23 protein-coding genes and 1 tRNA gene are annotated in these 20,317 nt (G+C 73.0%); 12 read left to right on the top strand and 12 right to left on the bottom strand.

Going from position 1 to position 20,317, the window contains the following annotated elements; genetic code table 11:
- The first annotated feature begins 6 nt into the window (after positions 1-6).
- Positions 7-1,152, top strand: a complete 1,146-nt coding sequence (locus ACFYXE_RS13395; protein WP_389312006.1) for a DUF475 domain-containing protein — start codon at positions 7-9, stop codon at positions 1,150-1,152.
- A 204-nt stretch (positions 1,153-1,356) separates the two neighbouring features.
- Positions 1,357-2,097: a Tellurium resistance gene (locus tag ACFYXE_RS13390; protein ID WP_389312004.1), complete on the top strand. Its 741-nt coding sequence runs from the start codon at positions 1,357-1,359 to the stop codon at positions 2,095-2,097.
- Between the two features lie 16 nt (positions 2,098-2,113).
- On the opposite strand, the gene ACFYXE_RS13385 is transcribed toward ACFYXE_RS13390, so the two are convergent.
- Positions 2,114-2,995 (bottom strand): TerD family protein, encoded by an 882-nt coding sequence (locus ACFYXE_RS13385; protein WP_389312002.1) that lies wholly within the window; start codon positions 2,993-2,995, stop codon positions 2,114-2,116.
- A gap of 246 nt (positions 2,996-3,241) precedes the next feature.
- Here ACFYXE_RS13385 and ACFYXE_RS13380 point away from each other — a divergent pair, with 246 nt between their 5' ends.
- From ACFYXE_RS13380 to ACFYXE_RS13365, 4 genes are all read left to right on the top strand, one after another.
- Entirely contained in the window at positions 3,242-4,426 is a 1,185-nt protein-coding gene (locus ACFYXE_RS13380) for an HpcH/HpaI aldolase/citrate lyase family protein (RefSeq protein WP_389312000.1), read from the top strand.
- Between the two features lie 84 nt (positions 4,427-4,510).
- On the top strand, positions 4,511-6,949 hold the full coding sequence (locus ACFYXE_RS13375; protein WP_389311998.1) for a phosphoribosyltransferase: 2,439 nt from the start codon (positions 4,511-4,513) through the stop codon (positions 6,947-6,949).
- A gap of 65 nt (positions 6,950-7,014) precedes the next feature.
- Entirely contained in the window at positions 7,015-7,767 is a 753-nt protein-coding gene (locus ACFYXE_RS13370) for an HAD family hydrolase (protein WP_389312553.1), read from the top strand.
- Between the two features lie 9 nt (positions 7,768-7,776).
- Entirely contained in the window at positions 7,777-8,016 is a 240-nt protein-coding gene (locus ACFYXE_RS13365; protein WP_389311996.1) for a zinc ribbon domain-containing protein, read from the top strand.
- Positions 8,017-8,040: 24 nt separating this feature from the next.
- Here ACFYXE_RS13365 and ACFYXE_RS13360 read toward each other — a convergent pair whose 3' ends face one another.
- The 3 genes from ACFYXE_RS13360 to ACFYXE_RS13350 form a co-directional block, all read right to left on the bottom strand.
- Complete coding sequence (locus tag ACFYXE_RS13360; RefSeq protein WP_389311994.1) at positions 8,041-9,027, bottom strand: sugar kinase; 987 nt, start codon at positions 9,025-9,027, stop codon at positions 8,041-8,043.
- Complete coding sequence (locus ACFYXE_RS13355; RefSeq protein WP_361166351.1) at positions 9,024-9,668, bottom strand: bifunctional 4-hydroxy-2-oxoglutarate aldolase/2-dehydro-3-deoxy-phosphogluconate aldolase; 645 nt, start codon at positions 9,666-9,668, stop codon at positions 9,024-9,026. The genes ACFYXE_RS13360 and ACFYXE_RS13355 overlap by 4 nt, the downstream gene beginning before the upstream one ends.
- A 124-nt stretch (positions 9,669-9,792) precedes the next feature.
- On the bottom strand, positions 9,793-11,265 hold the full coding sequence (locus ACFYXE_RS13350; protein ID WP_389311992.1) for a hypothetical protein: 1,473 nt from the start codon (positions 11,263-11,265) through the stop codon (positions 9,793-9,795).
- 184 nt (positions 11,266-11,449) lie between these two features.
- Between ACFYXE_RS13350 and ACFYXE_RS13345 the strand changes: the two genes are divergently transcribed.
- Positions 11,450-11,521: transfer RNA gene (locus ACFYXE_RS13345), tRNA-Val, on the top strand.
- Positions 11,522-11,650: 129 nt separating this feature from the next.
- Here ACFYXE_RS13345 and ACFYXE_RS13340 read toward each other — a convergent pair.
- The 3 genes from ACFYXE_RS13340 to ACFYXE_RS13330 form a co-directional block, all read right to left on the bottom strand.
- Entirely contained in the window at positions 11,651-11,833 is a 183-nt protein-coding gene (locus ACFYXE_RS13340; protein WP_389311990.1) for a hypothetical protein, read from the bottom strand.
- A gap of 11 nt (positions 11,834-11,844) precedes the next feature.
- Entirely contained in the window at positions 11,845-12,315 is a 471-nt protein-coding gene (locus tag ACFYXE_RS13335; RefSeq protein ID WP_389311988.1) for a hypothetical protein, read from the bottom strand.
- A gap of 103 nt (positions 12,316-12,418) precedes the next feature.
- Positions 12,419-13,621: a helix-turn-helix domain-containing protein gene (locus ACFYXE_RS13330; RefSeq protein WP_389311986.1), complete on the bottom strand. Its 1,203-nt coding sequence runs from the start codon at positions 13,619-13,621 to the stop codon at positions 12,419-12,421.
- A gap of 83 nt (positions 13,622-13,704) precedes the next feature.
- Here ACFYXE_RS13330 and ACFYXE_RS13325 point away from each other — a divergent pair, with 83 nt between their 5' ends.
- Positions 13,705-14,373, top strand: coding sequence for an HAD family hydrolase (locus ACFYXE_RS13325; RefSeq protein ID WP_389311984.1), 669 nt, complete (start codon positions 13,705-13,707; stop codon positions 14,371-14,373).
- 230 nt (positions 14,374-14,603) lie between these two features.
- A complete protein-coding gene (locus tag ACFYXE_RS13320) occupies positions 14,604-14,846 on the top strand; it encodes a hypothetical protein (RefSeq protein WP_361166336.1) in 243 nt (80 codons plus the stop codon).
- Positions 14,847-14,903: 57 nt separating this feature from the next.
- Here the strand turns inward: ACFYXE_RS13320 and ACFYXE_RS13315 are convergent, their stop codons facing one another.
- Positions 14,904-15,290 (bottom strand): hypothetical protein, encoded by a 387-nt coding sequence (locus ACFYXE_RS13315; protein ID WP_389311982.1) that lies wholly within the window; start codon positions 15,288-15,290, stop codon positions 14,904-14,906.
- A 436-nt stretch (positions 15,291-15,726) separates the two neighbouring features.
- On the opposite strand from ACFYXE_RS13315, the gene ACFYXE_RS13310 reads away from it, so the two are divergent.
- Positions 15,727-16,617 (top strand): PRC and DUF2382 domain-containing protein, encoded by an 891-nt coding sequence (locus ACFYXE_RS13310; RefSeq protein WP_389311980.1) that lies wholly within the window; start codon positions 15,727-15,729, stop codon positions 16,615-16,617.
- A gap of 210 nt (positions 16,618-16,827) precedes the next feature.
- Here the strand turns inward: ACFYXE_RS13310 and ACFYXE_RS13305 are convergent, their stop codons facing one another.
- Both ACFYXE_RS13305 and ACFYXE_RS13300 read right to left on the bottom strand, forming a co-directional pair.
- On the bottom strand, positions 16,828-17,130 hold the full coding sequence (locus tag ACFYXE_RS13305) for a hypothetical protein (RefSeq protein ID WP_389311978.1): 303 nt from the start codon (positions 17,128-17,130) through the stop codon (positions 16,828-16,830).
- A 73-nt stretch (positions 17,131-17,203) separates the two neighbouring features.
- Positions 17,204-17,563, bottom strand: a complete 360-nt coding sequence (locus tag ACFYXE_RS13300) for a hypothetical protein (protein WP_389311976.1) — start codon at positions 17,561-17,563, stop codon at positions 17,204-17,206.
- A gap of 325 nt (positions 17,564-17,888) precedes the next feature.
- On the opposite strand from ACFYXE_RS13300, the gene ACFYXE_RS13295 reads away from it, so the two are divergent.
- Complete coding sequence (locus ACFYXE_RS13295; protein WP_389311974.1) at positions 17,889-18,113, top strand: DUF2277 family protein; 225 nt, start codon at positions 17,889-17,891, stop codon at positions 18,111-18,113.
- Positions 18,114-18,190: 77 nt separating this feature from the next.
- On the opposite strand, the gene ACFYXE_RS13290 is transcribed toward ACFYXE_RS13295, so the two are convergent.
- The gene (locus tag ACFYXE_RS13290) at positions 18,191-18,820 is read right to left on the bottom strand and encodes a VTT domain-containing protein (protein WP_361166322.1); all 630 of its coding nucleotides are present in this window, start codon (positions 18,818-18,820) and stop codon (positions 18,191-18,193) included.
- Positions 18,821-19,047: 227 nt separating this feature from the next.
- Between ACFYXE_RS13290 and ACFYXE_RS13285 the strand changes: the two genes are divergently transcribed.
- Positions 19,048-19,695: a superoxide dismutase family protein gene (locus ACFYXE_RS13285; RefSeq protein ID WP_389311972.1), complete on the top strand. Its 648-nt coding sequence runs from the start codon at positions 19,048-19,050 to the stop codon at positions 19,693-19,695.
- Positions 19,696-19,782: 87 nt separating this feature from the next.
- Here the strand turns inward: ACFYXE_RS13285 and ACFYXE_RS13280 are convergent, their stop codons facing one another.
- The gene (locus tag ACFYXE_RS13280; RefSeq protein WP_389311970.1) at positions 19,783-20,238 is read right to left on the bottom strand and encodes a DoxX family protein; all 456 of its coding nucleotides are present in this window, start codon (positions 20,236-20,238) and stop codon (positions 19,783-19,785) included.
- Between the last annotated feature and the right edge of the window lie 79 nt (positions 20,239-20,317).

Below are 20,317 nucleotides of genomic sequence, written 5' to 3'. Positions count from 1 at the left end.
TAGCCAGTGCTTCTGAAAACCTTCGGCTGGTCGTTCGCGGTCACCGCGCTCGGCCTGGTGGCCGCGGTGTTCTACGGGGGGTGGACCGGCTTCGGCATCGTGGCGATCCTGTCCATCCTCGAGATCTCGCTGTCCTTCGACAACGCGGTGGTCAACGCCGGAATCCTGAAGAAGATGAGTGCCTTCTGGCAGAAGATCTTCCTCACCGTCGGCGTGCTGATCGCGGTCTTCGGCATGCGACTGGTCTTCCCCGTCGTGATCGTCGCCATCAGCGCGAAGATCGGCCCGATCGAGGCGGTCCGTCTCGCCCTCAACGACAAGGACCAGTACCAGCAGCTGGTCACCGACGCGCACCCGTCGATCGCCGCCTTCGGTGGCATGTTCCTCCTGATGATCTTCCTCGACTTCATCTTCGAGGACCGTGACATCAAGTGGCTGAGCTGGATCGAGCGCCCGCTCGCCAAGCTCGGCAAGGTCGACATGCTGTCGGTCTGCATCGCCCTCGTCGTGCTCCTGGTCAGCGCGATGACCTTCGCCACCCACGCCCACCAGCACGGTGGAACGCATGTGGACAAGGCGCAGACCGTCCTGATCTCGGGAATCGCCGGTCTGATCACCTATCTCGTGGTCGGCGGACTCTCCGGCTACTTCGAGAACAAACTGGAGGAGGACGAGGAGCGCGAGCACGAGGAGGAGGAAGAGGCCAAGAGGACCGGCAAGAAGGTTCCCGCGGTCGTGATGGCCGGCAAGGCGGCCTTCTTCATGTTCCTCTACCTCGAGGTCCTGGACGCGTCCTTCTCGTTCGACGGTGTCATCGGCGCCTTCGCCATCACCAACGACATCGTGCTGATGGCGCTCGGCCTCGGCATCGGCGCCATGTACGTCCGGTCCCTCACGGTCTACCTGGTCCGCCAGGGCACCCTCGACGACTACGTCTACCTGGAGCACGGCGCGCACTACGCGATCGGCGCCCTCGCCGCGATCCTCCTGGTCACCATCCAGTACGAGATCCACGAGGTCATCACCGGCTCCGTCGGCGTGATCCTGATCGCCTGGTCCTTCATCTCGTCCGTCCTGCGCAACCGGCGGCTCGCGGCCGCCGAGGGACAGGGGAGCCAGGGAGGCAAGACCGAGGTCTCCTCAGGAGTCTGAGGCTGACTGATTCCCTCGCCGCGCTGTCCGATTCCGCTCCCCGGAGTGTGACGGCGGCCGGAGCGAGGAACGCTCTGTTCGGGGCGGCCGTCGAGGAGATGTCCTTGTGGCCGCCCCGTTCGGCATCGCGGCGCCGGTGACACCGGCCCGCACGGCGGGACCCACCGGCATGCGCAGGGATCACGAGGGCACTTGGGGGCGGGAATGTCCTTCTGGGACGGTCTGTGGCGCGGGCGTTCGATGGACTTCGAATCGGGCAGCGCGGCGACCAACTCCATCGAACTGACCAAGCGGCACCCGACGGTCTCGCTGTCCCGGCAGGGGGCGGCCTCGGGCAATCTGCGGGTCAACCTCTCCTGGCAGATGCGCACGTCCGACCTGATGGGCAAGGAGCGCGGCGGCAGCGGCCTGCTGCGCCACCCCTTCCAGATGTTCCGGCCCGAGCCGGTGCAGGCGCACACCCAGAGCATGGTCAACGTGGACCTGGACCTCGGCTGCCTCTACGAGCTGACCGACGGCGACAAGGGCGTGGTGCAGCCGCTGGGCAACTTCTTCGGCAGCCTCAACTCACCGCCGTACGTGAAGGGCAGCGGCGACGACCGGTTCGGCTCCGGATCGGGCGAGACGCTGTACGTGAACCTCGACCACCGCGAGTCGATCAAGCGCCTGCTGATCTTCGTCTACATCTACGACCAGACGCCGGCCTTCGACCGTACGCACGCCAAGGTCACGCTCTACCCGAGCAACGGCCCGCGCATCGAGATCGACCTGGACGAGCGTCAGCCGCAGGCCCGCTCGTGCGCGGTGGTCTCCGTCGAGAACGTCAAGGACGAGCTGATCGTGCGGCGCGAGGTGAAGTTCGTCTACGGCTTCCAGGCCGAACTGGACCGGCTCTACGGCTGGGGCCTGCAGTGGGGCCGCGGCTACAAGAGCAAGGTGGGCTGAGCGGCCCGCCGCGCGCTCAGCGCGGCAGGAACTGCGGCCCCTGCGGGGGCAGCCGGAAATTCGGGTCCGGCATCGGGGTCACCGGCTGCGGATAGCCGTACGACGGCGGGGAGGCCGGGGCCGGCTGCACGATCGGGGCGGGCTGGGTGGGCGCCGCCGGAGGGTAGCCGTAGGCGGGCTGCGGCGCCGGGTACCGGGGCGGCTCGGGCGGGTAGCCGTAGGCGGGCCCGGGCGGCGACTGCGGGGCGGGACGGGCGGCCGAGCCGCCCACGGGCTGGTGGGTCCGGTGCGGCGCGGGCTGCTCGGGCGGCAGCGGGAAGGACGAGGAGGGCGCGGGCTCCTGCGAACCGGAGTCCGAGTCGTCCACGGAGATCCCGAAGTCCGAGGCGAGGCCCTCCAGGCCGTTGGAGTAGCCCTCACCGAGCGCGCGGAACTTCCACCCCTCGCCGCGGCGGTAGAGCTCCCCGCAGATCAGCGCCGTCTCCTCGCCGGTCTGCGGCGTGATGTCGAAGTGGGCGAGCGGCTCTCCGTCGGCGACCGCGGCGTCGTACAGCAGGATGCGCAGCGCGGGGACGTGCTCGAAGGAGACGCCCTCGGCGGAGGCGGCCAGCAGGACCCGGTGCACCGCCGGGTCCATGCCCGCCAGATCCGTCTGGATCGTGTCGGTCAGGCCCTCGGCGACCCGCTTCTTGCCGAGCCGCCAGACCTTGCCGCCGGGGTGGCGCGGCTGGTTGTAGAAGACGAAGTCCTCGTCGGAGCGCACCCGGCCGTCGCCGCCGAGCAGCAGCGCCGACGCGTCGACGTCGGGGACGCCCTGGCCGGTGGTCCAGCGGAGCACGGCGCGGACGGCCGAGGCTTCGAGAGGGACGTTCGACCCCTTCAACATCGCGTGCGTCATGCGGTCATCCTGCCTTCCCCCGCACGGGTGGGACAACGCGGGGGGCTTCCGGTCCCGACCGCGTCACCAGGCTCCTGACCTGCGGGTGGTGCGAGCGTGCGACGGTTGTGTGGTGAGGGTGTACGACATGGCCGGGTTACCTGAAGTTCATGCCCGCCGGGAACCTCCGGCACCCGTCTCTACGTACTATTACCGGCCACATCACAACGGCCCCGTCGGCGGAACAGGCGACAGCAGGGAAATCACATGCGACATTTCGGGCACATCGCCCCAGAGGTGCGTCAGCGCCTCTTCCACCGGGAGCCGTGTGCCTTCACCGCGGACTCCCCGCCCCACCTGCTCGCGCCCGCCCTGGGCGCCACGCTCTACAGCCCCGCCACCCGCCCCCGCCTCGCCGACGACGTCATGAAGCAGGCCGGACGCGGCGTGGTCTCCATGGTGATCTGCCTGGAGGACTCCATCGACGACGCCGAGGTCGCCGACGCCGAGGAGAACCTGATCCGGCAGTTCGCCGACCTGGCGGCCCGGGACGCCGAACCGCCCCTGCTCTTCGTCCGGGTCCGCGCCGCCGAACAGATACCCGACCTGCTCCGCAGGCTCGGCGCCACCGCCCGGCTGCTGTCCGGATTCGTCCTGCCCAAGTTCACCGAGGAGCGGGGCGTCCCCTTCCTGGAGGCCCTGGTCGCCGCCGAGGCCGAGCTGCCGCACGACGCGGCGGGCCGCCCCCGACGGCTCTTCGCCATGCCCGTCCTGGAGTCGCCCGAGCTGCTGCACCTGGAGAGCCGCGCCGACACCCTCGCCGGGATCGCCCGCACCGTCGACAAGTACCGCGACCGGGTCCTCGCGCTGCGCCTGGGCGTCACCGACTTCTGCTCGGCGTACGGACTGCGCAGACCGCCGGACATGACCGCCTACGACGTGCAGATCGTCGCCTCCGTCATCGCCGACGTCGTGAACGTCCTGGGCCGCGCCGACGGCACCGGCTTCACCGTGACCGGACCCGTCTGGGAGTACTTCCGCGTCCAGGAGCGGATGTTCAAACCGCAGCTGCGCCGCAGCCCCTTCCTGGAGAGCCGCGCCGACGCCCTGCGCCAGGCCCTCATCGAGCACGACATGGACGGCCTGCTCCGCGAGATCGAGCTCGACCGCGCCAACGGCCTGCTCGGCAAGACCTGCATCCACCCCTCCCACGTGCTGCCCGTGCACGCCCTCTCCGTGGTCAGCCACGAGGAGTACAGCGACGCCGAGGACATCCTGCGCCCGGAGCGGGGCGGCGGCGGGGTGCTGCGCTCCTCGTACACGAACAAGATGAACGAGGTGAAGCCGCACCGCGCCTGGGCCGAGCGGACCCTGCGGCGCGCCGAGGTCTTCGGCGTCGCCAAGGAGGACGTCGGCTTCGTGGAACTGCTCACCGCCGGACTGCCCGGCTGAACCGCCGGACCTCCCGGCGCGCACCCTCCCCTCGAAGAAACCGCCTGACCCATCGTCCGGCCGAACGCAAGGAACAAGACGTACGTGACTGAAGACGCGGTGTGGTCGGGGACCTGGGTCGCCGAACGGCTCGGGGTCGGACTCGACGGCGACGAGGCGCTGCGCGGCATGCTCGGCCTCGCCCTGCGCCGCAACCCCAAGCGGGCGCACCTCCTGGTGTCGAACGTCCTGGGCAAGCACGTCCCGCAGCACCCCTCGGTCGTGTACGGCGCCGGGCACGACCTCGGCGTGCGGGTACGGGAACTGCTCGGCGACGACGCGGCCCGGCGCGCCGTCGTCCTCGGCTACGCGGAGACCGCGACCGGCCTCGGCCACGCGGTCGCCGACGGCCTCGCCCTCGCGCCCTACCTGCACTCCACCCGGCGCCCCGTCGAGGGCGTCGAGCGGGCGGGCGGCTTCGAGGAGTCCCACTCGCACGCCACCTCGCACCTGCTGCTGCCCGAGGACCCGCGGCTGCTCGCGGGCGCCGGGCCGCTCGTCCTGGTCGACGACGAGTTCTCCACCGGCAACACCGTCCTCAACACCGTCCGCGCCCTGCACGAGCGCTTCCCCCGCGAGCGGTACGTCATCGTCGCCCTGGTCGACATGCGCTCGCCCGCGGACCGGGCGCGGCTGGCCGACTTCGCCCGCGAGATCGGCGCGCGCGTCGACCTCGTCGCCACCGCGTCCGGGACGGTCCGGCTGCCCGACGGCGTCCTGGCCAAGGGGCAGACGCTGGTCGCCGAGCACGAGAGCGCCGCCGGGCCCGGCCCGCTCCCGCGGCCCCGCGCCGAGCGGGCCCCGGTGACCCGCGTCGCCCTCGACTGGCCCGCCGGCACACCCGACGGCGGGCGGCACGGCTTCACGCCCGCGCACCGCACCGCCCTGGACGCGGCGCTGCCCGGCCTCGCGGAGCGGCTCGCGCGGGCACTGCCCGACGGCGCCCGCCGCGTGCTCGTCCTCGGCTTCGAGGAGCTCATGTACGCGCCGCTCGCCCTCGGCGTCCACCTGGAGCGCCGCACCGCGGCCGAGGTCCGCTTCTCCACCACGACCCGCTCACCCGTCCTCGCCGTCGACGACCCGGGCTACGCGATCCGCACCCGCCTCGCCTTCCCGGCGCACGACGCCCCCGCCGACGGCCCCGGCACGCGGTACGCCTACAACGTCGCGGGCGGCGGCTTCGACGCGGTCGTCGCGGTCGTCGACTCCGTCGCCGACACCCCTGAACTGCACGCGCCGGACGGCCTGTTGGCCCAGCTGTCCGCGCACACCGGGCACGTCCTGCTGGCCGTCGTCCCGTCGTACGTCCCCGAAAGGCCCGCCATGCTCCCCGAGCCCCTCCGCGGCCCCGCCTTCTCCTCGTACGCACCCGAGGACGTCGGCTGGCTGCTCCAGGACCTCTCCGACGTGACGCTCGAAGCGCCCACCGAGGAGCGCGAGGAGGCGATACAGAGCGGTGGCGCGCACTACGCCGAGTCGCTGCCCGTCGAGTACCAGCCCAGCGAGCGCTACCAGGACCTCTTCCGGGCCGCCCTGGACACGTCCGCCGCCCGCATCGCGCAGGCCGTCGGCACCGTCACCGAGACCGTCCTCGCCGAACGCTCCCCCCGGCCCGTCCTGGTCTCCCTGGCCCGCGCGGGCACCCCCGTCGGCGTCCTGATGCGCCGCTGGGCCGCCCACCGGCACGGCCTGGACCTGCCGCACTACGCCGTGTCGATCGTGCGCGGGCGCGGCATCGACGCCAACGCGCTGCGCTGGCTCGCCGCCCACCACGACCCCGCCGACGTCGTCTTCGTCGACGGCTGGACCGGCAAGGGTGCGATCACCCGCGAACTGGCCGACGCGGTACGGGAGTTCGAGAAGTCCGGCGGCCCCGCCGGGTTCAGTCCGGAGATCGCCGTGCTCGCCGACCCCGGCTCGTGCGTGCGCACCTACGGCACCCGCGAGGACTTCCTCATCCCCTCCGCCTGCCTCAACTCCACGGTGTCCGGGCTGATCTCGCGCACCGTCCTGCGCTCCGACCTCGTCGGCCCCGACGACTTCCACGGCGCGAAGTTCTACCGCGAACTCGCGGACGCCGACGTCTCCGGCGCCTTCGTCGACGCGGTCGAGGCCCGCTTCGGCGAGGTCGGCGACGCGGTGGACGCGCAGGTCAAGGAGGCGCTGTCCGCCGACAGGGCGCCGACCTGGGAGGGCTGGGCCGCCGTCGAGCGGATCAGCGAGGAATACGGCATCCACGACGTCAACCTCGTCAAGCCGGGCGTCGGCGAGACGACCCGGGTGCTGCTGCGCCGGGTCCCCTGGAAGATCCTGGCCCGCGCGGGCGCCGGAGCGGACCTCGACCACGTGCGGCTGCTCGCCGAGCAGCGCGGCGTCCCCGTCGAAGAGGTCGGCGAACTCCCGTACACCTGCGTCGGGTTGATCCACCCCCAGTACACGCGCGGCGCGACCGGCGCGGACGGCAGGACGGTGACCTCGAAGTGACGCAGCTCGTCGCCAGCGACCTCGACCGCACCCTCATCTACTCCACCGCCGCGCTCGGCCTGACCATGCCGGACGCCGAGGCGCCGCGCCTGCTGTGCGTCGAGGTGTACGAGGGCAAGCCGCTGTCGTACGTCACCGAGGCCGCCGCCGGGCTCCTCGAACGGCTCGCCCGCACCGGCCTCTTCGTGCCGACCACGACGCGCACGCGCGCGCAGTACGAGCGCATCCATCTGCCCGGGCCCGCACCGCGGTTCGCGATCTGCGCCAACGGCGGGCACCTGCTCGTCGACGGCGTCTCCGACCCGGCGTGGCAGGCGGTCGTCGCCCGCCGCCTCGCCGCCGAGTGCGCGCCGCTCGACGAGGTCCGCGCCCACCTCGTGCGCACCGCCGACCCGGCGTGGCTGCTCAAGGAGCGCGTCGCCGAGGACCTCTTCGCCTACCTCGTCGTCGAGCGGGCGCTGCTGCCCGACCAGTGGGTCAAGGAGCTCACCGGGTGGGCCGACGGGCGCGGTTGGACGGTGTCGCTGCAGGGACGCAAGCTCTACGTGGTGCCGAAGCCGCTCACCAAGAGCGCGGCCGTGCGGGAGGTCGCGCGGCGGACGGGCGCGCGGGAGATCCTCGCCGCGGGCGACTCGCTCCTCGACGCGGACCTGCTGCTCGCCGCGGACCGGTCCTGGCGGCCCGGGCACGGGGAGCTCGCCGACACGGGGTTCTCGGCGCCGGGCCTCACGGTGCTTCCGGTGCGCGGGGTCGCGGCGGGGGAGGAGATCGCCGGGGCGTTCCTCGGGGCGTTCCTCGGGGCGGGGGCGGGCGACTAGCCTGGGCGCATGCCTCGATACGAGTACCGGTGCCGGTCCTGTGGTGACACCTTCGAACTGAGCCGGCCCATGGCGGAGTCCGGCGCGCCCGCGGAGTGCCCTGCCGGGCACGGGGACACGGTGAAGTTGCTGTCGACCGTCGCGGTCGGGGGGTCTTCCTCTTCTTCTGGTTCTTCTGGTTCTTCTGGTTCGTCCGCGCCTGCGGCCCGTGGCGGGGGCGGGTGCTGCGGGGGCGGCTGCTGCGGCTGAAGGTCCCCCTCCGGGGCACGGTCCTCAGCGGAGTACCGTGCCGCCGGTCGCTTCGAGGAGGGGGAGTTCCGCCCGGGTCGGGGCGCCCTCCCAGTCGCCGGGGGAGGCCACGGCGAACGCGCCCGTGGTGACCGCGCGGGCCAGCCGGGTCGGCAGGTCCGTGCCGTCGAGGAGCCCCGAGAGGTGCCCCGCGACGAACGCGTCGCCCGCGCCCACCGCGTCCACGGCGCGGACCTCGCGCGCGGGAGCGTGCAGGGTGCCCTCGGCGGTGTGCGCCGTGGCGCCCTGCGCGCCGAGCTTGACCACGACCTCGCGCACGCCCGCGTCCAGCAGGTACCGCTCCGGGGAGACGCCCGCGGGCGTTCCCTCCGGGGGCAGGCACAGCGGCAGCTCGTCGTCCGAGGCGATCAGCACGTCCACGTACGGGATCCAGGTGCGCAGCTCGGCCGCGGCCTCCTGCGCGCTCCACAGCCGTGAGCGGAAGTTGACGTCGAGGCAGACCTGCGTGCCGTGCTCGCGGGCCAGGTGCAGGGCGAGCCGGCAGGACTCCGCGGCCGACGGGCCGAGGGCCGGGGTGATGCCGGTCAGGTGCAGGACCCGCGGGGTGGCGGCACCGGCGAAGGCCGCCTCGACCGCGTCCGGGGCGAGCCGGGAACCGGCCGATCCGGCCCGGTAGTAGTGCACCCGGGTCACCTCGGGCAGCCGCGGCTCGAAGAGGATCAGGCCGGTCGGCGCGTGCGCGTCACGCGTGGCCGATGCGACGTCGACGCCCTCCGCGCGCAGCGTGCGCAGGACCAGCTCGCCGGCCTCGTCGTCGCCGACCGCGCCCGCCCAGCGGACGGTGTGGCCGAGCCGGGACAGGCCGATGGCGACATTGCTCTCGGCACCCGCGACGGACACGTCCAGCGAGCCGCCCAGCTTGAGGGGTCCGCTGCCGCGCAGGGCGACCATGGTCTCGCCGAGGGTGAGGACGTCCGCCGCACCGGCGGACAGGGGGCCGGGCACGCTCATCGCCGCACCGCCCCCGCCGCCTCGGCGACCCGTACGAACTCCGCCGCCCGCGCGCGCAGCGCGGCCAGGTCACCGCCGTCCGCCGCGTCGCCGATCAGCGGCGAGCCGACGCCCACCGCGACCGCGCCGAGCGCCAGGTACTCCTCGGCGGCCGCCGCGTCGACGCCGCCGACCGGCACGAAGGGGGTGTCGGGGAAGGGCGCGCGCAGGGCCTTGAGGTAGCCGGGGCCGCCCATCGCCGACGCGGGGAAGACCTTGAGCGCCGTCACTCCGGCCGCCTCGGCCGCGATCACGTCGGTCGGCGTGAGGACACCGCCGAGCACGGGCAGGCCGAGCCGCGTGGCCTCCGTCACGCCCGCGCCGAGGCCCGGCGTGACGATGAGGTTGGCGCCCGCGTCGGCGGCCCGCCGCGCGTCCTCGGCGGTACGGACCGTGCCCGCGCCCAGCCAGGCCCGCTCGCCCAGCTCGGCCCGCGCCCGGCGCAGCACGCCCGGGGCGTCGGCGCCGCTGAGGGAGACCTCGACCAGCGGGACGCCGGATTCCACGAGCGTCATGACCGTACGGAAGGAGGCGTCGGGATCGGCGCCGCGCACGATGGCGACGAGACGCCGCGCCCGGAGAGCCGTGGTGAAGTCGAGCATGCCCCCACGGTCGCACAGCGGTTTCGGCCGGTCCGATGCGGGGGTTTCGGCCACGCTCAGTGGTCGGCCCGCTCCGGATGACGGCCTTCCGGTGGGGGTTGCTCCGGCGCGCGAGCCGCGGCCCTCAGGCCCCCTGCCCGCGCTCCTCCCGTATCTGCGCGACCACGCGCGCCACGGTCGTGCGGACCGCCTCGGTCTCGGTCAGGAAGTGCCAGTAGTCGGGGTGGCGGCCCTCCAGGGAGGCGACCGCGTGGTCCAGACGGGCCACGGAGTCGTCCAGCGGGCGGGCGTGCCGCGGCTCGGGCGTCTGGCGGCCCGTCATCGCGAGGCGCTGCGCGTCCCGGATGGCGAAGCGGGTGCGCTCGATCTCCTGCTGGGGGTCCTTCGCGACCGCGTTCAGCCGCTGCAGGCGGTCACCGGCCGCCGAGACCGCCTCGTCCGTGGAGTTCAGCAGGGCGCGGACCGTGGAGAGCAGCGAGGTGGCGTCCGGCCAGCGCTGCTCGTCGCGTGCCTGCTGGGCCTCCTTGAGCTTGGCCTCGGCCTGGCGGACGTTCGCCGCGGCCTGGTCGGGGACGCGCTGCAGGTCCTGCCAGCAGGCGGCGGAGAAGCGGCGCCGCAGCTCGCTGAGGACCGGGTCGACCTGGCCGCTGCGGGTGGTCAGGGCCTGCGCGCGGGTGCGCAGCGACACCAGGCGGCGGTCCGTCTCGGCGGCGCGCTCGGGCAGTCGCTCGGCCTCCGCGCGGACGGCCTCGGCGTCGCGCAGGACGCGGTCGGCGCGCTGCAGGGTCTCCGGCACGCCGTGCCGGCCCGCTCCCTGGTTCAGCTTGGTCAGCTCGGGGCCGAGGGCGGCGAGGCGGGCGGCGAGGTCGTCGGCCTTGAGTCCGGCCGCGCGCACGGCGTCGAGGGCGTTGCTCGCGGCGAGCAGCGTCTGGCGGGCCCGCTCCACCGCGGGCGCCAGGCGGGCCAGCTGCGTCTCGGCCTTGTCGAGGAGCGGGCCGAGCCCCTGCTGGAAGCGCTCCAGGTCCTGCTTGGTCCTGCCCAGCTCGTCCTTGGCGGCCGTGAGCTCGGTGCGTGCCCGGGCCGCGACCGAGGACTCCAGGTCGTCCCGGTCCAGGTCGTGGGCGTCCACCGCGCTGATGTAGAGGTGGCTGACCTCGTCGATGCGGCGGCCGATGTCCTCGAAGTCCGAGACGGCGCGCCGGGCCGCGGGGGAGGAGTCCACGGCGACGATCGTCTCGATGGAGATCCGCAGATCGCGCTGGGCGGTGTCCAGTTCGTAGAAGGCGGCGGCCGCGGCGTCCTTGGCGGCCTGCGCCTCGGCGCGCACGCTCTCGCCGCGGCCGCCGAACCAGCGGCGCGTGCCGCCGCCCGCGAAGGCGGCGGGGACGATGGCGGCGAGCAGCGGCAGGGGGAGGAGGGCGAGGGTCAGGACGTCACGCAAGGGGCGCGGGCCGCCGCGGCGCGCGCTCCCGCGGGGGCGACGAAGGCGTGCGAGCGGCGCGCGGACCGTGCCCGTGCGGTCCGCCGCCGCGGCGGTCGTCGTGCTCCTGGCGTCGATTCTGTCCGGTGTGTACGGCTGCGAAGGTGTCGCCGTCACTATCCCTCTCCCGTGCTGTCATCCGCCCTGCCCGGTGTCACATTCTCCCACCGGTTAAGGACGAATACACGGGCCGGTTAGTTCGCGGTGCGCACCGCGATCTTGCCGCCGGAGCCGGGGCGGACGGCCCCCGGAGGGGTTTGCGGGGCACCGCCCGCGGCAAGGTAGGCTGTCCACTCGTCCCGGGCGCGTAGCTCAGGGGTAGAGCGCCTCCCTTACAAGGAGGATGTCGGCGGTTCGAAACCGTCCGCGCCCACCGGGTAGGAGTAGCAGGTGAGAGCCTGCTTTTTGACCCCCCAACCGTGATCGGTTGGGGGGTCTCTTCGTGGCGGAAGTCCACGGAGAATCCACATCCCCGAGCGATCATGGTGCGGCGCGACGTCCGTCACGGGGTCCTCCCGGTCCCGGCTTGCATCCCTGGCCGGGTCGCGAGGCGGGCGGCCCGCAGTGCGCGCCGGATCTGCTCGCCTCCCTCGCAGCCCGCGAACGCCTGGCAGGCCCTGCAGATATCGAGGTGGTCCAAGTGGACGGAGTAGACGTCCTGCGCCCGCCGCTCCTGTTCGGTCATCTCCGCGACGCTCACCTCGGCTGCCCCGATGACCGGCGCGCGGACTCGACCAGTGCGGCAATTGGCTCCAGAGCGCATACGTGGCCAGGAGATCGCGGCGGCACAGCCCAGTACACGCCGTCGGGTCCGCGCAGATCCAGCGACGGGACCTCCACATACGAGCCTTCGCCGAGCATGCGCGCCTCGCGGTACTGCTCCGTCCAGCGGATTACGAAGTGCACTGGCACGAGCGCGTGATAGGTCGAGAAGGGGCGGTTGTGGACGACCGGGCCGTCGAGCAGTTCAGCCAGCGTGGTGGTGACGGTCGTCGGGTTGGTCGTGCCGACCGCATCGTGCACCAGCGGCTCGCGCAGGCGCACGACGTTGAAGAGCCAGCCGCAGGGGAGTCGCACAACCCCGGGCCTCGTCCAGCCCCGAGCAGCCATGTGGGGTGTGGGGTGGGCCTGAGCGAGCCAGGCCTCAACTGGCGATTCGCTTGCCATCAGGACGCCTTCACGGTCTCGGTGATGTGCCTCATGTCGGCGACCGTAGGGCGGGATCATCCGATCGGCTCGCGCTGTCAGTGCGGGTGGACCACAGGCTCGCCTAGACCAGGCCCAAGCGCTCAGCGAGGTGCTCAGCCTGCCGGGCATGCATCGCTCGCGCCCGGCGGATCACCGTCAGAACCATCGAGCGGGCCAGCGGCGTCCGTGCCAGGTCTTCCGGGGCGAGCGACTCCAGGCTGAGGAGCGCGAGGAGGGCGGCTGCGTCGTCGCGGCGCTGCGAGTGGCACGCCGCGACCTCCAGACCGAATGTGAACTCCCGCTCCAGCGAGGGAAGGCCGTTGGTGTCGATGGCATCGGCGGCGTGCAGCGCCTCGCCCGTTTCGCCCGCCTCCATGTCGATCGACAGCGCGTGCAGTGCGACGTTGGTCGGGCCGAACACGGTCCGAGCCACGTTGGTGGAGTCGCCGACCCGGCGGGCTGCGGGCTCGGCCCGCTCTCGCAGCCGGGACCTGGCCGTGTCCCACTGCCGCATGCGGGCGGCTCCGACCACGGCGACGAGCTGGAGGGCTCCCCCCAGTGCCGCGCGCTCGACATCCGGGAGCGTGGCGGCGGCGACCTGCTCGGCCGAGCGGAGCGCGAGCTCCTCGGCCTCGCCCGGTTGACCCGCGGCGAGGAGGACGTGCCCGAGGTTCCACTGTGCAGCGGCGATCCGCAGCGGGTCGTCCGCGTCCTCGGCGGCACGCACCGCGCGGTCGGCGGCGAGGGCGGCGAGGTCGAGGCGGCCGGTGCGGCGTAGGTAGGAGCGGAGCAGGCAGTACAGATCGGCCGCCGCGCGGAGCACAGCGCGCCGTTCGGCTGCGTCCGGTCCGGTTCTCGCGGCGCGCGCGGCGTGCTCGGTGTCAGCGACGAGAGCGGGCAGGAGCTCGGCGGCCGCGGTGAACCGGGTGCTGCTGGTCTGCCAGCTCTCCCACGCTGCCTCGACCCGGTCTCTCAGCGCAGCTCCGGGAGCGGGCGTCGCGCTAAGAGCCGGACCGTAGCCGAGGAGCGCCCGTCCCACAGCGGCCTCGGCCGACACGGTGGACTCCGGCTTGACCGTCGTCTGTTCGGAAAGCAGAGCGGCCGCGGGCACCCCTAACTCCTGAGCGAGTGCGTAGAGGATAGGCAGCGACGGCATCTTGAGGCCGCGCTCGATCTGCGACAGATAGTTCACCGAGATCCCGGCGAGTCCGGCCACAGACTCCTGCCGCCGGCCACCGCGGTAGTGCCTGATCCGGTCCCCGATGGGGAGGTCTGCTGCCACCATGCGCCCACTCCTAGCACTGTTCTCCGAGCGTAGGGTGCCCGCACGGTGGGGACACGGGAATCCACCGCGAGAGAGGAGGCACCGTGGCGAAACTGGTGCTGTGGGACATTGACCACACGCTCATGTCCATGCGCGGCCTCGGCGGTGAGCTGTGGTCCGTCGCGTTCGAGGAGGTGACAGGCGTGCCGCTGCGCGAGCAGGCGTCCGTCACCGGATCGACGGAGCGCCTGATCCTCCGCGAGACGGCGCGGCTGCATGACATCCCTTTCAGCGATGGCCTGTTCGCGCGGTTCGCTGACGCGCTCGGCGCCGTCCACCTGCGGCGGGCGGCGGAGGTCCGCGAGCGCGGTCATGCACTGCCCGGCGCAGCTACGGTCCTCGCAGCACTCGACGCGCGCAGAGTCCGGCAGTCCGTGGTCACCGGCAACGTCCGCGGCGCGGCCGAGGTGAAGCTCGCGACCTTCGGCCTGGACACATACCTGCGTCTCGACGACGGCGCCTACGGGGAGGATGGCGAGGAGCGGCCCGCGCTGCTGCGTGCCGCGCTCACCCGTGCGGGCATCCCGGCCACTTCTGCGGTGTTTCTCGGGGACACCCCGGCCGACGTGGCAGGTGGCCGCGATGCGGGGGTTCGGGTGGTGGCGGTCGCCACTGGCAAGACGTCTCGCGCTGAGCTGCTGGCCGAGGGTGCCGAGGTGGTACTCGACGGGCTCGACGACACCGAACGGGTCCTCGACGCGATCGGGGCATGACGACAGGCGCGTGCTGCCCGAGGCGGCGGAGGCCAAGTCAGTCAAGTGGGCCGAGTTGGTACCACGGAACTCCCAGCGGCGGGCGCAACTCTCCCGTGCGGTCCGGGCGTTGCTGCGCACATGCCGGGGACACATGCGCCCAAAAAATCGAATGAATGTTCGCATCATTGGGTACGCTGTTCATCAAGCGCCCCTCCGGGCGAACCCGTCTCAGGTCAGGAGAAGACCGCATGCCGTACGGCACACCTGAAGAGTCCGGCCTCCGCACCTACACCGCGCGCGCCGTCAGCAAGGAGCAGATCGGCGACTACCGCCTCACCGTGGTCTGCCGCGCCGAGGCCGACAACCCGATGGCGCCCGAAGTCGAGGTCCTCTTCCAGAAGTTCCTGGACACCCTCAGCGCCTCCCCGGACTTCACCGTCACCGCCCAGCGCACCAAGGAGTTCGTCGAGGACGTCACGCCGAGCGCCTGACGGCCCGCGCGACCCGCCGCCGCGGCCTGCCGCCTCCGGCCCCTCGTCAGCCGTTCGTCAGCAGAAGGCGAGCGGGACGTCCCGGTCCACGCAGTACGTCATGACGCCGATCAGTTCGCGGGTGTCGTCGACGCGCCGCCGGAGGATGTCGTCGTCGGCCATGCGCGGCGGGTCGCCGGCGATCGCCGCCAGGCGGGGCAGCATCGCCGCGCACTGGGCGGGCGAGAGCTCGCCCTCGTCGTCCGGGTGGTCGAGCAGCGGTGTCAGCGCGGTGGTCACGTCGCTCCACGGCCGCGCGCCGCCGGAGCCCGCCGTCTCGGCCGCGGCGATTTCCTCGGCGCCGGCCAGCCACTGCCGGAAGAGGTCGAACCCGTAGTACGACCACGAGACGTCCGGGCTGTCCACGTCGTCGTCCGCCGGGCAGAGCATGAGCCCCATCCGCATGTCCCCCTTTTTGTGCTTGCCCGGTTCTCACCCGGTGCTCGCTCGGCCGGTGCTCGCTCGCCCGGTCGCCCACATGATCGGCCGACCGGGCGGGGAGGGGCAAGCGAAATGATCGGCCGGCAGTGCCCTGACCACGATGAAGGCCCCACCGCGACGGGGGAAACGCGGTGGGGCCTGACGACCGCTTACCCGGGGTCCTGCCCCGTATGCCTCCGTCATCCGGTAGCTCGAATGGGCTAATTGGGTGCGGGGCGGGGAGATGGCGCCGATCGCCTCTGTAGTCCCGCCGAACGGCCCCCGGCGGGTTTTCCGCGCACGGTGCGTGACACTTCTGGTTGCGGGGGGAGGTGCTGGGGCGCGCGATGGAGGGGAGGCGTGCGTCGTCCGTGGCGAGAGTCGAATCTGCCCGTCGCGCGCTCCGAAGGAGTGATCACCCATGACGCAGGGCGAGGCCTTCACCAATCCGGACGGGCTTTCGGGCCTGACGGCCTACGACCAGACCGGCGAGAAGATCGGCAGCGTCGAGCAGGTCTACCTCGACGATCGCAGTGGCCGTCCCGAGTGGGTGACCGTCAAGACCGGTCTCTTCGGCATGAAGCAGAGCTTCGTCCCGCTCGCCGGCGCCCGTCGTCAGGAGGACCAGCTGCACCTGGCGGCCACCAAGGAGGCCGTGAAGGACGCGCCGCGCATCGACGCCGACCAGCACCTCGAACCGGGCGAGGAGCACGAGCTGTACGCCCACTACGGCATCGCCCGGCCCGACGGGACGGCGGGCACCCAGTCCCGTACCGCCCCGGCCGCCGGACGCGACCGCGCCGGCATGGCGGGTGCGGCCGGTCTGGCCGGTGCGGGCGCGGGTGCCGGCATGGGGCGTGAGCGCGAGCTCGCGAGCCGTGGCGCGGCGGCCGAGGACAGCAAGTCCGACGAGATGATCCGCTCCGAGGAGCGGCTGCGGGTCGGGACGGAAGAGGAAGAGGTCGGGCGTGCCCGGCTGCGCAAGGTGGTCGTCACCGAGAACGTGACCACCTCCGTCCCGGTGTCCCACGAGGAGGTCCGCGTGGTCCGCGAGCCGATCCGTGAGGGCGACCGCACCCGCGCGAACATCGGCGAGGCGGAGACCGAGGTCACCCTGCACGCCGAGAAGGCCGTGGTCCGCAAGGAAGCGGTGCCGGTCGAGCGCGTCCGTCTGGAGACCGAGAAGGTCACCGAGACGCAGGAGGTCTCCGACACCGTGCGCAAGGAGCAGGTCGAGTTCGACGGCGCCAAGGGCGAGCGCGGGGCCAAGGGTGCCGACTGGCGCGACCGGAAGCAGGGCCCGCGCCACTGACCGGCCTGCCGGTCGGCACGGGCGACCGCCCGTCCGGCGCTGACGCCTCGGCGCCGCGGCGGCGCGGCCGACGACGGAGGGCGGGAACACTCGACGTGAGTGTTCCCGCCCTCCGTCTGTTCGTACGTTCGCCTGGTCCGTACGTTCGTCCGTGGTGGTGGTGGTGGTGGTGGCGGTGGCGGTGGCGGTTCGGCCGTCGCGGCCGGTGCCTCAGCGGCCGGATCTGGGGTGCGTCCTGCGGTACCGCCGGTCCCAGCGTTCCTGGCGCTCCTTGCGGAGGCGGTAGTCGCGGTACGTCTTGGGGTAGCCGCCACCACCACCGGCGCCGCCTCCCCCGCCCTGGCCGCCCGCTCCGCCCGAACTGCCCGGGGTGCCGCTCTTCTTGGCGGACGCGCCGCCCTCGTAGAAGCGCACCAGGTAGAAGGCGAGGGCCGCGGCGGCCAGCCACAGCAGCGGCTGGTCGAAGCCGAGGCCGACGAGGGCCAGGATCGCGACGACCATCAAGACGTTCATGGGCTGCACCTCCGTGGCTCGAAGGGGGCTCCGGCGCGGCTGGTAGCGAGTCAACGCCCGCCGCACACGGCTGTCAATGGCTCGCGGGCAGGGAGTCGTCCGGCGCGTCGTGGGCGTGCTTGAGGCGGGCCCGCGCGGCGACGGCGGCCGGCCCCGAGACCTGCTCCCAGTAGTCGTGACAGGTCACGAAGACCGCCAACTCCCGCTCTCGCGTGCGCAGTTGCTCGACCTCGGCCTGTTCCTCCGGGGTCCATCCGGGGGAGGCGGGGCGCTCCACCTTGCGCCAGCCGCCGGTGTCGCTGAAGCCGTCGAGCGGCTCGACGGACCACGGCAGGCGTTTGAGCAGGGCCAGGAGCACGGAGCGGACCTGGTGCAGTTCCTCCTGGCCGGCGAGGAGGTCGCTCGGGAAGTCATGGGCTGGGGTGACAGGCACGCCGTAATGGTACTCCTGTTCGAATTCCGTGTGCGAGCGAAACGCGGCGCGGGAGTGAAGCGGTGTCGCCCGTGGGGCGGTGGAGGCGGGCTCTTGGCCGACGTGCTGATGGCGGGCCGGGTGGCCAAGTGGCCGGGGGTGCGGCGGAGGGGCGGGCGCGCGGGATGCTGCGGTGCGCGGAGCAGGTCGACGTGCGCGCCCGCGGACCTCCCCGAGGCAGGTCGACGTGCGCGCCCGCGGACTTCCCCGAGGGGCGTGCGCCGGTCCTGGCGCCGGGGCGCGAGGCCGCCTGACGGCGGGCCGTGCCCGGTGGCAAGCTGGAAGCATGTGCCGAAGCATCAAGACGCTCCGCCCGCCCGCCATCCCCGAGGACGCCACCGAGGAGGAGATCCGGGCCGCCGCACTGCAGTACGTGCGCAAGGTGTCCGGCTTCCGCGCCCCGGCCGCCCACAACCGCGAGGTGTTCGACCGGGCCGTGGACGCCGTCGCCGACGCGACCGCGGCGCTCCTCGCCGACCTGGAGGTACGCGGGACGGCGCGCGCGTCGTAGCGACGGGCCGTACGCGGCCGGCGCGGCCCCCGCCCGACGGTTCGGGCGGCGGTTCGGGCCGCGCGCCCGGGATCAGGTCAGCCCGCGACCGCCTGCTCGGCCGCCGCCGGGCGCCGCACCAGGAACGCCGCGCCCGCGCCCGCCGCGAAGAGCGCGAGCAGCGAGACGCCGGTGGCCAGCCAGGTCGCGCCGAGCCACTGCGCGCCGAAGTAGCCGAGGGCGACGCTGTAGGCGGCCCAGGCCACGCCGGCCAGGGCGGACCAGGGCAGGAACTCGCGCAGTCTGCGGTGGGCCGCGCCCGCGCCGAGGGAGACGATCGAGCGTCCGGCGGGCGCGAAGCGCGCGATCACCACGAGGATGCCGCCGCCCCGCGCAAGCGCCGTGCCGAGCCGTTCCTGCGCGGTGGTCAGCCGGCGGGAGCGGGCGATGGCGCGGTCGAGGCGTTCGCCGCCGCGCCAGGCCAGCCGGAAGGCGACCATGTCGCCGAGCACGGACGCGGTGGCCGCGCAGAGGGTCAGCATCAGGATGTCGGGGACGGCGTGCGGCACCTGCCCCGCCCCGGTCCCCGCCGCAGCGGCGGCGGTCGCGGACATGATGACGATGACGCCGCTCGGCAGCACCGGCACGAACACGTCGAAAAGGACGGATACCGCGACAACCGCATAGATCCACGGACTGCCGGTCAACGCCCCCACACTCTCAAGCACCCGTAACTCCCCGTTACTCCCCGGTCGGCAGCGCGTTGCCGCTGTGTCGCGGGAGACGGCAGGGGCGGCCTGATGACAGCTGTACAGCGTACGCCGAGTCTGGGCCCGAACATCCACTGGGGGCCCGGATGTTCGCTACGTCACGTTCACCCGGCTGCCTCCTCCGATGCGGCGTACGGCACTGAAGTCCCGTACGAACGAGTCAGGACGATGGACAGGAGCGGGCGATGGTGGCAGGAACGCTGGCCGGTGCGGTGGCGGTGGCCGTGGTGGCCGCGGGCGGTGGGGCAGGCGACACCGGCGGCGGTGCGACGGACGTGGGGGCGGAGTCCTCCTGGGCGCGGGCCGAGGCCTGGTTCGCCCCGCCGACCGCCTTCGTCCCCTCGCCCGCGATCACGTACGACACGGGGCTCGTGCCCGCCGCGTCGTGGATCGAGGTGGCGCAGCGCAGCGTGCCGGGCGCGACGACGGTCTCGCTGCGGGTCAGGGGCATGAAGCCGGGGCACGCGTACGGCGTCCACGTGCACCAGAAGCCGTGCGGCGCGGCGCCGGAGGCGGCGGGCGGCCACTACCAGGACCGCGTCGACCCCGTGCAGCCGTCGATGGACCCCGCCCACGTCAACGCGGACAACGAGGTGTGGCTCGACTTCACCGCCGCCGCGGACGGCTCCGGTGCGGCGACCGCCCGGCACGCCTGGGGATTCCGGCCGGGCGGCGCCGCGTCCGTGGTCCTGCACGACGCGCCGGGCGGCGCGGGCGAACGGGCCGCCTGCTTCACGGTCCCGTTCGCTTCCCTGCCCAGCGCGCAGAACGCCGACGGCGCCGATGCGGGCACGGGGACCGGTACTGGTGCCGGTACTGGTGCCGACGTGTGACGGACGACGGCGCCCCCTTCCCCCGTACCTGGTGCTCGGTACGGGGGAAGGGGGCGCCGTTCTCGTGCCGGGGCGGCCGGGGTGGGGTCAGGCCGCGATGGGCGCGCGCTCGGCGCCCTCGTCGGCCCCGTCTTCCTTGCCCTGCCGGCTCGCGCTCCGCGAGGCGAAGAGGCGGTCCAGGGCGAAGGCGCCGGACCCGGTGAAGACGAAGAGCAGCATCGCCCAGCAGAAGATCGCCGCGGCCTCGCCGCCGTTCTCCATCGGCCACAGGGCCTCGGGCTGGTGGACCTTGAAGTACGCGTAGGCCATCGAGCCCGACGAGAGGAACGCGGCGGCGCGGGTGCCGAGGCCCAGCAGGACCAGGATGCCGCCGACGAGCTGGATGACGGCGGCGTACCAGCTGGGCCAGGTGCCGGCGTCGACGGTGCTGCCGCCGAGGACGCCGAAGAGCGAGGCCGCTCCGTGGCAGGCGAACAGCAGGCCGATCACTATGCGGAACAGGCCGAGGGCGTAGGGCTGGGCGCTGTCGAGACGTCCAGTCATGGTGGGGGACTCCTTCGGTTGGGGGACGTTAACCGAGCGGAGGCCCAAGATTAGGCGAACCTAATTTGTGCTTGCAAGT

Source organism: Streptomyces sp. NPDC002564 (genome assembly GCF_042889645.1).
Classification (GTDB): domain Bacteria; phylum Actinomycetota; class Actinomycetes; order Streptomycetales; family Streptomycetaceae; genus Streptomyces.
Note: the sequence above shows the minus strand (reverse complement) of the source record. Positions and strands in the feature narration are given on the sequence as shown.